The organism is Streptomyces flavofungini (genome assembly GCF_041028215.1).
In the GTDB taxonomy this organism is placed as follows: domain Bacteria; phylum Actinomycetota; class Actinomycetes; order Streptomycetales; family Streptomycetaceae; genus Streptomyces; species Streptomyces flavofungini_B.
This window is the reverse complement of sequence record NZ_JASKYR010000196.1, coordinates 1-10293: the sequence shown is the minus strand read 5'-3', so window position 1 is coordinate 10293 and position 10293 is coordinate 1. Positions and strand designations below refer to the sequence as shown.

Here is a 10293-nt window from a genome sequence, read left to right as displayed (position 1 = left end):
TCTGCCTCCCGCTCATCCCAGAACGACGACGTCCTCCGCGTCGAAGGCGACCTCCACCCGCTCCCCCACCTCCGGCGCCTCCCGGAGCGCGCATGCCGCCTCCAGGCGCGGCCCCTCCTTCGGCTGGAGGTGTACGGCGACATGGGTGCCCCGGAAGGTCCGCGCCGTGACCTCGCACGGCAGCCCCTCGTCGGCCGCCACGAGCCGCACTCCGGCCGGTCGCACCAGCAGTTCGCACCGCCCCGCCGGTGTCCCGTCCGGCACCGGAATCCGGCCCCACACCGTCTCGGCGCCACCGCCGGAGACCGTCGCCCCGGTGATGTTGTCGAAGCCGAGGAAGCGCGCCACGAACGCGTCGGCGGGGCGTTGCCACACGTCGAGCGGTGTGCCGGACTGGGCGATCCGCCCGTCCCGCATCACCACGACCCGGTCGGCGAGCGCGAAGGCCTCGCCCTGGTCGTGGGTGACGGCGAGCACAGTCGTGCCCAGTTCGTCGAAGAGCTCCCGCAACTCGACGACCAGCCGCTCCCGCAGCGAGCGGTCGAGCTGGCCGAGCGGCTCGTCGAGCATCAGGAGCCGGGGCCGGGGCGCCAGCGCGCGGGCCAGCGCGATCCGCTGCTGCTCACCGCCGGACAGCGAGGCCACCGCGCGCCGCTGCGCCTTCGGCAGCCCGACGAGCTCCAGCAGCTCGGCGACCCGCGCGGCCTGCCCGGCCCGCGAAGCACCGTGCATGCGCAGCCCGAAGGCGACGTTGCCCGCCACGTCACGCTGCGGGAAGAGCTGGTGGTCCTGGAACATCAGGCCGACGCCCCGCTTGTGCGCGGGCACCCCGCGCTGGTCACGCCCGTCGAGCTCGATCCGCCCCGCGTCGAGTCCTTGCAGCCCGGCGACGGCCCGCAGCAGCGTGGACTTCCCGCTGCCGCTCGGCCCGAGCACACACACGATCTCGTGCTCGGCGACCTCCAGGTCAACCGCGTCGAGCGCGGCCCGCGCCCCGAAGCGGACCGTCGCCTCACGCAGGCTCAGCAGGGCCGTCGTCATCAGAACTCTCCCGTGGTGCGATCGGCCCGAAGGCGTTCGAGAAGCAGCAGCGAGACCGCGCACACCACCATGAGGATCGTGGAGAGGGCCATCGCCTGCCCGTAGTTGAGGTCACCGGCGCGGCCGAGCAGCCGTGCCACGGCGACCGGCAGCGTCGGGTTGTCGGGCCGCGCGATGAACACGGTCGCCCCGAACTCGCCCAGCGACACGGCGAAGGCGAAGCCCGCCGCGATCAGCAGCGCCCGTCGCACCATCGGCAGGTCGACCTCCCGCCACGCCCGCAGCGGCGAGGCGCCGAGGACGGCCGCCGCCTCGCGAAGCCGTCCGTCCACCGCGCGCAGCACGGGCAGCATGGTGCGTACGACGAACGGCACCCCCACCAGCGCCTGGGCCAGCGGCACCAGGATCCAGGTGGCCCGCAGGTCGAGCGGCGGCTCGTCCAGCGTGATCAGGAACCCGAAACCGACGGTCACCGCCGAGACGCCGAGCGGCAGCATGAGCAGCGCGTCGAACCCCCGTACGAGGCGTCCGGCGCGCCGGGTGAGGGCGGCGGCCGCGAGTCCGCCGATCACGACCGCGATGGCCGTGGCGGCGATCGCGTACTGCAGGGAGTTCCAGATCGCCTCGATCGGCGGTACGAGGAAGGCGCCCCCGTCCGCCGAGGTCAGCTCGCGGAAGTAGGCGAGCCCGAAGCCGTCGGGTCCGTCGAGGGAGCGCTGGACCAGCACACCGAGGGGCAGCAGGATCAGCAGCGCGACCGAGGCCATGACCAGGCCGAGCAGGGTCCACTGGCCCGCCCCGCGCGGGCGGCGCGCGACGGTGGCGGCGTCCACGAGCTTCAGCGCGCTCTCGCGGCGGCGCACCGTCCACGCGTGGACCGCCAGGATCAGGCCCACCGCCGCGAACTGCACGACGGTGAGGACGGCGGCCGTCGGCAGGTCGAGGAGCTGGGCGGTCTGCCGGTAGATCTCCACTTCGAGCGTCGAGTACGCGGGTCCGCCGAGGATCTGTACGACGCCGAAGGAGGTGAAGGTGAAGAGGAAGACCATCAGCGCCGCCGCCGCGACGGCGGGCCCGAGCGCGGGCAGCGTCACCGTCCGCCAGGCGGTGAAGCGTGAGGCGCCGAGCATCCGGGCGGCCTCTTCCTGGCGCGGGTCGAGCTGGGCCCAGAGCCCGCCGACCGTGCGGACGACGACCGCGTAGTTGAAGAAGACGTGCGCGAGGAGGATCGCCCACACGGTGGTGTCAAGGCGCACGCCCCACAGCTCGTCGAAGAGCCCGCCGCGCCCGATGAGGGCGAGGAACGCCGTCCCGACGACGACCGTGGGCAGCACGAACGGCACGGTGACGACGGCCCGCAGCACCTGCTTGCCCGGGAAGTCGAAGCGCGCGAAGACGTACGCGGCCGGGAGCGCGATCAGCAGCGTGAGCGCGGTGGACGCGAGCGCCTGCCAGCTGGTGAACCACAGCACATGCCGGATGTCGGACTGCCCGAGCACCTCCGTGATCCGCCCGAACCGCCAGACGCCGTCGACGTGCAGCCCGCGCGCGACGATCGCCGTGACCGGATAGGCGAAGAAGACCGCGAAGAACGCGACGGGCAGGACCATCAGGCCGAGCCGAGCCGCGCTCCCGCGAGAGCGCCCCGTCATGGGGCGCCCCTTCACTTCAGTACGAGCGAGGTCCACGACTTGATCCACGGCTCGCGGTTGTCGGCGATCTTCTTCGGGTCCATGGTCTTCGGCTTCTCGACCGTCACGCCGTGCTCGGTGAACAGCTCGGGCAGCTTCGTGCCCGTGCGCACCGGGTTCACGAACATGTTCAGCGGCATGTCCTCCTGGAACTCCTTGCTCGCGAGGAAGTCGAGGAGCGCCTTGCCGCCCTTGGTGTTACCCGCGTTGCTGAGCAGGCCCGCGTACTCGACCTGGCGGAAGCAGGTGCCCGTCGCGACACCGGTCGGCGCCTGCTTGGGCTGCGGCTTGGCGTAGAGCACCTCGACCGGCGGGGAGGAGGCGTAGGAGACGACGAGCGGCCGGTCGCCCTTGGCCTTCCTGCCGCCCGCGGAACCGGAGAACTCCTCGTTGTAGGCCTGCTCCCAGCCGTCGACGACCTTGACGCCGTTGGCCTTGAGCTTCTTCCAGTAGCCTTCCCAGCCCTTGTCGCCGTACCGCGCGGCGGTGCCGAGCAGGAAGCCGAGGCCGGGCGAGGACGTGGACGCGTTCTCCGTCACCAGGAGGTTCTTGTACGCGGGCTTGGCGAGGTCGTCGAAGGACGTGGGCGGCGCCAGCTTCTTGTCGGCGAAGTACTTCTTGTCGTAGTTGACGCAGATGTCGCCGCTGTCGACGGGGGTCACACGGTGCTTGTCCTTGTCGGCCCGGTACTGGGCCTCGATGCCGTCCGCGCCCTTGACCTCGTACGACTGGAAGAGGTCGTGGTCCAGCGCCCGGGAGAGCAGGGTGTTGTCGACGCCGAAGAAGACGTCGCCCTGGGGATTGTCCTTGGAGAGGATGGCCTTGTTCACGGCGGCACCCGCGTCGCCGTCCTTCAGGACGGTGACCTTGTACCCCGACTTCTTCTCGAAGTCCTTCAGCACGTCCTTGGAGACGTTGAAGGAGTCGTGCGTGACGAGCGTGACCTTCTTGGAGTCGGCCTTGCCGGAGCCGCCGCCGGACCCGCACGCGCAGAGCGCGACGAGCCCGAGGCCCACGAGGGCGGCGGTGAGAACGGTCCGCTTACCGGCGAAGCTACGGGAGACGCTGTTGCCGAAGCCGTCGCCGAAGCCGTCGCTGGCGCTGAAGCCGTCGCTGGAACTGTCGGTGACGCTGTTGGTGTAGCTCACTGAGATGTCCTCCTGGGAGACCAGGAAGAGACGCGGCCCCGCCCGCGGGCCTGGGGCACGCGGGCAGGGCGCTACAGCTTGAGTAATGCCCGAACTTCCTACCCAGAATGACCTGGGCGAGGTTCAGAGGGTCTGCGGCCCACCTGTCCAAGGTGCCGCACTCTCAGCGCTGTGGCGCTCCCCTGTCGGAATATGCAGATGTGTGTACGAGCCCATGACGAGCCCGCCCATGACGAGCCCGTTCGACCGAAAGACTACCTCTCGGCGGCGGCGAGCTGGCCGCACGCCCCGTCGATCTCCTGGCCACGGGTGTCCCGGATGGTCACCGGCACCCCATGGGCGGCGATGGCCTCCACGAACGCCTTCTCGTCCTCGGGTCGCGAGGCCGTCCACTTGGAGCCCGGCGTCGGGTTCAGCGGAATGAGGTTGACGTGCACCGGCTTGCCCTTGAGCATCCGGCCGAGACGGTCACCGCGCCACGCCTGGTCGTTGATGTCGCGGATCAGCGCGTACTCGATGGAGAGGCGGCGACCGGACTTGGCCGCGTACTCCCAGCCGGCGTCGAGCACCTCGCGCACCTGCCAGCGCGTGTTGACCGGGACGAGGGTGTCGCGCAGCTCGTCGTCCGGCGCGTGCAGCGAGATCGCGAGGCGGCACTTGAAGCCCTCGTCGGAGAACCGGTGGATCGCGGGCACGAGGCCCACCGTCGACACCGTGATCCCGCGCTGCGAGAGGCCGAGGCCGTCCGGCTCGGGGTCGGTGAGGCGGCGGATGGCGCCGGTCACGCGGTTGTAGTTGGCCAGCGGCTCGCCCATGCCCATGAAGACGATGTTGGAGAGCCGCGCGGGACCGCCGGGGATCTCGCCGTCCCGCAGCGCGCGCATGCCGTCCACGATCTGGTGCACGATCTCGCCCGTCGACAGGTTCCGGTCGAGACCGGCCTGGCCCGTGGCGCAGAACGGGCAGTTCATCCCGCAGCCCGCCTGGGAGCTGATGCACATGGTGACGCGGTCGGGGTAGCGCATGAGCACCGACTCCACCAGCGTCCCGTCGAAGAGCCGCCAGAGCGTCTTGCGGGTGGTGTCGTCGTCACAGCTGATGTGCCGCACCACGGACATCAGATCGGGCAGCAACGCTTCCCGGAGCTTCTCGCGCGCACCGGCGGGGATGTCGGTCCACTCCGCGGGGTCATGGGCGTACCGCGCGAAGTAGTGCTGCGAGAGTTGCTTGGCGCGGAACGGCTTCTCGCCGGTGGCGGCGACGGCTTCCTTGCGCTCGGCGGGCGTGAGGTCGGCGAGATGCCGCGGCGGCTTCTTGGCACCGCGGGGCGCGACGAAAGTGAGTTCTCCGGGCTTAGGCATGGTCCTTCCAGTGTCGCAGACATACGACGAGGGGCCCGCCGCCCTGTGGACAACGCGCCCCTTCGTACGTTTACGCAGGTCAAACAGTTATGCCAGCCCTCTCCGCCGAGGAGACCCCGCGTCAGCCGGAGCCGACGAAGACGACGAGGAGCAGCCAGACCACCGGAGCCGTCGGCAGGAGGGAGTCCAGGCGGTCCATGATGCCGCCGTGGCCCGGCAGCAGCGTGCCCATGTCCTTGATGCCGAGGTCCCGCTTGATCATCGACTCGCCGAGGTCGCCCAGCGTGGCGCTCGCCGCGACCGCGAGGCCGATCAGCAGGCCCTGCCACCAGGCCCCGCCGTCGATGAGGAACTCCATGCACAGCGCGCCCGCGGCCATCGCGAAGGTGACCGCGCCGACCAGGCCCTCGCGGGTCTTGCCGGGGCTGATGCGGGGTGCGAGCTTGTGCTTGCCGAAGCGCCAGCCGATCGCGTACGCCCCGGTGTCGCTGACCACGGTCAGGAGCAGGAACGTGAGCACCCGCTGCGGGCCGTCGTCCGCGGTGAGCATCAGGGCCACGAACGTGGCGAGGAACGGTACGTAGAACGCGGCGAACACGCCCGCCGTGACGTCCTTCAGATAGCCCTCGGGAGGCTCCGTCATGCGCCAGACGAGCACCGCGAGCGCGGTGAGCGCCATCGCCACCCACGCGCCCTCGGTCCCGCGGACATAGCCCGCGACGACCATCGCCGCGCCGCCCACCGCGAGCGGCACCAGCGGCGCCTTGATGGCCTTGCGCTCCTGGAGCCGGGAGGTGAGCTCCCAGAGGCCGACGACGACGGCGACCGCTATGACACCGATGAAGACGGCCTTCACGATGAAGAGCGACGCGATGATCACCGCGCCGAGCCCCACGCCGACTCCTATGGCCGCCCCGAGATCACGGCCCGCGCTCTTCTTCTGCGGGGGCTGCGACGGCTGCGGAGCCGCCGGGGCGGGCTGTGGTGCGCTGGGCATGGGCTCCTGCGGGGGCTCGTCACGGAACAGGGGGCCGCCCGTCCGAGTGACCCCCCGGCCGTCGTCCTGGTCTGAGCCGCTCACGGGAACGTCAGGCACGATGGGCATGGGCCGCGTCTCGGACGGAAGCAGCGCGTCCTGCGCATCGTACGCGGGACCTGCCGGGGGCGCGCCCCGACCGGGTCCCTGGTCGGGCGTCCCCCAGTACCCGGTTCTGGGCGGCGCCCCCCAGGAAGAGTCGTTCACGGATCGGTTTCCTAGTTTTCGGGGTTCCTCGGACCGGAGCCTCAGACTTCGAGCAGCTCGGCTTCCTTGTGCTTGAGCAGCTCGTCCACCTGGGCGACGTACTTCGCGGTGGTGTCGTCCAGCTCCTTCTCCGCGCGGCGGCCCTCGTCCTCGCCGATGTCGCCGTCCTTGATCGCCTTGTCGATGGCGTCCTTGGCCTTGCGGCGCACCGAGCGGATCGACACCTTCGAGTCCTCGGCCTTGCCCTTGGCGACCTTGATGTAGTCCCGGCGGCGCTCCTCGGTGAGCTCGGGGAAGGTCACCCGGATGATGCTGCCGTCGTTGCTCGGGTTGACGCCGAGGTCGGAGTCGCGGATGGCCTGCTCGATGTTGCGCAGCGCGCTCTTGTCGAACGGGGTCACCACGGCCATCCGCGGTTCGGGAACCGAGAACGAGGCGAGCTGGTTGATCGGCGTCAGCGCGCCGTAGTAGTCGGCCACGATCTTGTTGAACATCGCCGGGTGCGCACGGCCGGTGCGGATCGCGGCGAAGTCCTCCTTGGCGACCACGACAGCCTTCTCCATCTTCTCCTCGGCCTCGAGGAGGGTCTCTTCGATCACCACTTGCTCCTGCGTGTCTTGAGTAGGCCCGGCCGGCACGGGGTGGCCGGCTGCGTCGCGTGTCTTTCCTGCACGGTGTCCGACCGGCAGGGCTTTGTCCATCCCCTCAAGGGGCGTCTCGCGTACGTTCCTTGAGGCTGGTCCAGGTCCCTGGGGTCAGGCGCGGCTTCCCTGATCGCCCACGAGAGTGCCGATCTTCTCACCCTTGACGGCCCGGGCGATATTGCCCGTGGAGAGCAGCTCGAAGACCAGGATGGGCAGCTTGTTGTCCCGGCACAGCGTGATCGCGGTCATGTCGGCGACCTTGAGGTCGCGGGTGATGACCTCTCCGTAGCCGAGCGCGTCGAACTTCACCGCGTCGGGGTTGGACTTCGGATCGGAGTCGTAGACGCCGTCCACGCCGTTCTTGCCCATGAGCAGCGCCTCGGCGTCGATCTCCAGGGCGCGCTGGGCGGCGGTGGTGTCGGTGGAGAAGTACGGCATGCCCATGCCCGCACCGAAGATGACCACACGGCCCTTCTCCAGGTGGCGCACGGCGCGCAGCGGGATGTACGGCTCCGCGACCTGGCCCATGGTGATGGCCGTCTGGACGCGGCAGTCGATGCCCTCCTTCTCCAGGAAGTCCTGGAGGGCGAGGCAGTTCATGACCGTGCCGAGCATGCCCATGTAGTCGGAGCGGGCACGGTCCATGCCGCGCTGCTGGAGCTCGGCGCCGCGGAAGAAGTTGCCGCCGCCGATGACTACGGCGATCTGGGCGCCGTCGCGGACCACGGCCGCGATCTCCCTGGCGATGGCGTGCACCACGTCGGGGTCGACCCCGAGGCCGCCACCACCGGCGAACGCCTCACCGGAGAGCTTCAGCAGAAAGCGCCCGGCAACTTTGCCGTCGTCGTCACTCTTGGAGTCGGCCTTGGTGGTCATGGTGATCTCGCTTCTCTTACTTGACACACATACGAAGAAGGCCACTGCCGGCGGGGTGTCGTTCGCATCCCATGCTCGGCAATGGCCTCCTCGTCAGATCCTGCGGTCCTGCGTCGCGTCCGGGCATCCCCTCGCGGAGATCCTCGCACGCGGGCGACCGCTGTCGACCCTAGCGGGGTCTACCGTCGATCGCGGTACGGACTCAGATGCCGACCTTGATGCGCGAGAAGCGCTTCAGGGTGACACCGGCCTCGGCGAGAACCTTCTCGACCGACTTCTTGTTGTCCAGCGCGTACGGCTGGCCGAGGAGGGTGGCCTCCTTGAAGAAGCCGTTGACGCGACCCTCGACGATCTTGGGGAGAGCGGCCTCGGGCTTGCCCTCGGCGCGGGTGGTCTCCTCGGCGACGCGGCGCTCGGTCTCGACGACCTCGGCCGGGACGTCCTCACGGGAGAGGTACTTCGGCGCGAAGGCGGCGATGTGCTGGGCGATGCCCTTGGCCACGTCGGCGTCGGCCTTGTCCAGCTCGACGAGGACACCGATCTGCGGGGGCAGGTCGGGCATCGTGCGGTGCATGTACGCGGAGACGTAGGCGCCCGAGAACTGCGCGAAGCGGTCCAGGACGATCTTCTCGCCGAGGTTGGCGTTGGCCTCGTCGACGTACGCCTGGACGGTCTTGCCGGCCTCGATCTCGGACGCGAGCAGCGTCGCGATGTCGGCCGGGGAGGTCTTGGCGATGTGGGCGGCGAGGTTGTTCGCCACGGCCTGGAACTTCTCGCCCTTGGCGACGAAGTCCGTCTCGCACTTCAGCTCGACGATGACACCGGAGGTGTTGTCGTCGGCGATGAGGGAGACCACGGCGCCGTTCTCGGCGGAGCGGCCCTCGCGCTTGGCGACGCCCTTCTGGCCCTTGATGCGGAGCGCCTCGACGGCCTTGTCGACGCTGCCCTCGGCCTCGTCGAGCGCCTTCTTGCAGTCCATCATGCCGGCGCCCGTGAGCTCACGGAGCTTCTTGACGTCAGCGGCGGTGTAGTTCGCCATGATCGAAATTTCTCTCTCGAAGTCTGAGATCTACGGAGGTGTACGGGTGAACGGCGGGGGCCGATCGGGCCCCCGCCGTCATCTACCGAACCTGTGCGGTCAGGCCTGCTCGGCGTCCGCGGCCGGGGCCTCGGCGGCGGGCGCCTCGGCGGCCGGAGCCTCAGCGGCGGGCGCCTCGGCGGCGGCCTCGGCCGGCTTGTCCTCGGCCTTGGGGGCCTCGGTCTCGTCAGCCTTCTTCTCGCCCTCGAGCAGGTCGCGCTCCCACTCGGCGAGCGGCTCGCCGGCGGCCTTCTCGCCCGGCTTCGAGTCACCGGTGGCGACGCCGGAACGGGCGATGAGGCCCTCGGCGACGGCGTCGGCGATCACGCGGGTGAGCAGGGTGACGGAGCGGATCGCGTCATCGTTGCCGGGGATCTTGTAGTCGACCTCGTCGGGGTCGCAGTTGGTGTCGAGGATGGCGACGACCGGGATGTTGAGCTTCCGGGCCTCACCGACCGCGATGTGCTCCTTCTTGGTGTCCACGATCCAGACGGCGCTGGGCACCTTCTGCATCTCGCGGATACCACCGAGGGTCTTCTCCAGCTTGGCCTTCTCGCGCGAGAGCACGAGAAGCTCCTTCTTGGTGAGACCCGACGCGGCGACGTCCTCGAAGTCGATCTGCTCGAGCTCCTTGAGGCGCTGCAGACGCTTGTAGACGGTCGAGAAGTTGGTGAGCATGCCGCCCAGCCAGCGCTGGTTGACGTAGGGCATGCCGACGCGGGTGGCCTGCTCCGCGATGGCCTCCTGCGCCTGCTTCTTCGTGCCGACGAACATGACCGTGCCGCCGTGGGCGACGGTCTCCTTGACGAACTCGTAGGCGCGGTCGATGTACGACAGCGACTGGAGCAGGTCGATGATGTAGATGCCGTTGCGCTCGGTGAAGATGAAGCGCTTCATCTTCGGGTTCCAGCGACGGGTCTGGTGACCGAAGTGGACGCCGCTTTCCAGCAGCTCCCGCATCGTGACGACGGCCATGGCCGTTCTCCTTGAGATTCTCGGTTGTGCCGCGTGTGCCGGACGGCACTCGCGCCTGACGCCCGCTGTGCGCCTTGCCACTAGGGACCGAGGGGCGCTGACACCGGCTGTTGACGGCCTGATGTCGGGGCGTGCGAAGTCGACCCGGTGACCCGGATCGCCACAAGAAGTGTACGGGACCCGCGAGGCACCCGGTGACGCCGCTGCCCTTGACCAGGTGACGGGCACTTTTTCCG

The 10293-nt window shown here is 69.6% G+C and carries 9 protein-coding genes; all 9 read right to left on the bottom strand.

Features of this window, described 5'->3' with window-relative positions; genetic code table 11:
* Positions 1-12: 12 nt before the first annotated feature.
* The 9 genes from AB8Z36_RS15960 to rpsB all read right to left on the bottom strand — a co-directional run bounded on the left by AB8Z36_RS15960 (position 13) and on the right by rpsB (position 10057).
* Positions 13-1041 (bottom strand): ABC transporter ATP-binding protein, encoded by a 1029-nt coding sequence (locus AB8Z36_RS15960; RefSeq protein ID WP_369213965.1) that lies wholly within the window; start codon positions 1039-1041, stop codon positions 13-15.
* Positions 1041-2693, bottom strand: a complete 1653-nt coding sequence (locus AB8Z36_RS15955; protein WP_369213964.1) for an ABC transporter permease — start codon at positions 2691-2693, stop codon at positions 1041-1043. Before AB8Z36_RS15955 ends, AB8Z36_RS15960 begins: the two co-directional genes overlap by 1 nt.
* An 11-nt stretch (positions 2694-2704) precedes the next feature.
* Entirely contained in the window at positions 2705-3748 is a 1044-nt protein-coding gene (locus AB8Z36_RS15950; RefSeq protein WP_369213966.1) for a thiamine ABC transporter substrate-binding protein, read from the bottom strand.
* Between the two features lie 386 nt (positions 3749-4134).
* Positions 4135-5241 carry a 23S rRNA (adenine(2503)-C(2))-methyltransferase RlmN gene (gene rlmN, locus AB8Z36_RS15945; protein WP_369213963.1) on the bottom strand — a complete coding sequence of 369 codons (1107 nt, stop codon included), beginning with the start codon at positions 5239-5241 and terminating at the stop codon, positions 4135-4137.
* A gap of 121 nt (positions 5242-5362) precedes the next feature.
* A complete protein-coding gene (locus AB8Z36_RS15940; RefSeq protein WP_369213962.1) occupies positions 5363-6484 on the bottom strand; it encodes a phosphatidate cytidylyltransferase in 1122 nt (373 codons plus the stop codon).
* A gap of 41 nt (positions 6485-6525) precedes the next feature.
* Positions 6526-7083: a ribosome recycling factor gene (gene frr / locus AB8Z36_RS15935; RefSeq protein WP_369213961.1), complete on the bottom strand. Its 558-nt coding sequence runs from the start codon at positions 7081-7083 to the stop codon at positions 6526-6528.
* A 156-nt stretch (positions 7084-7239) separates the two neighbouring features.
* Positions 7240-8004, bottom strand: a complete 765-nt coding sequence (gene pyrH, locus AB8Z36_RS15930; RefSeq protein ID WP_369213960.1) for a UMP kinase — start codon at positions 8002-8004, stop codon at positions 7240-7242.
* 202 nt (positions 8005-8206) lie between these two features.
* Entirely contained in the window at positions 8207-9043 is an 837-nt protein-coding gene (tsf, locus tag AB8Z36_RS15925; RefSeq protein ID WP_369213959.1) for a translation elongation factor Ts, read from the bottom strand.
* A gap of 99 nt (positions 9044-9142) precedes the next feature.
* Positions 9143-10057, bottom strand: a complete 915-nt coding sequence (gene rpsB, locus AB8Z36_RS15920) for a 30S ribosomal protein S2 (RefSeq protein WP_369213958.1) — start codon at positions 10055-10057, stop codon at positions 9143-9145.
* Positions 10058-10293 lie beyond the last annotated feature (236 nt).

Bases quoted from the DNA above. Each gene is read 5' to 3' on its own strand.
- tsf (WP_369213959.1), bottom strand. From the start codon at position 9,043: ATGGCGAACTACACCGCCGCTGACGTCAAGAAGCTCCGTGAGCTCACG.
- AB8Z36_RS15960 (WP_369213965.1), bottom strand. From the start codon at position 1,041: ATGACGACGGCCCTGCTGAGCCTGCGTGAGGCGACGGTCCGCTTCGGG.
- pyrH (WP_369213960.1), bottom strand. From the start codon at position 8,004: ATGACCACCAAGGCCGACTCCAAGAGTGACGACGACGGCAAAGTTGCC.
- rlmN (WP_369213963.1), bottom strand. From the start codon at position 5,241: ATGCCTAAGCCCGGAGAACTCACTTTCGTCGCGCCCCGCGGTGCCAAG.
- AB8Z36_RS15955 (WP_369213964.1), bottom strand. From the start codon at position 2,693: ATGACGGGGCGCTCTCGCGGGAGCGCGGCTCGGCTCGGCCTGATGGTC.
- rpsB (WP_369213958.1), bottom strand. From the start codon at position 10,057: ATGGCCGTCGTCACGATGCGGGAGCTGCTGGAAAGCGGCGTCCACTTC.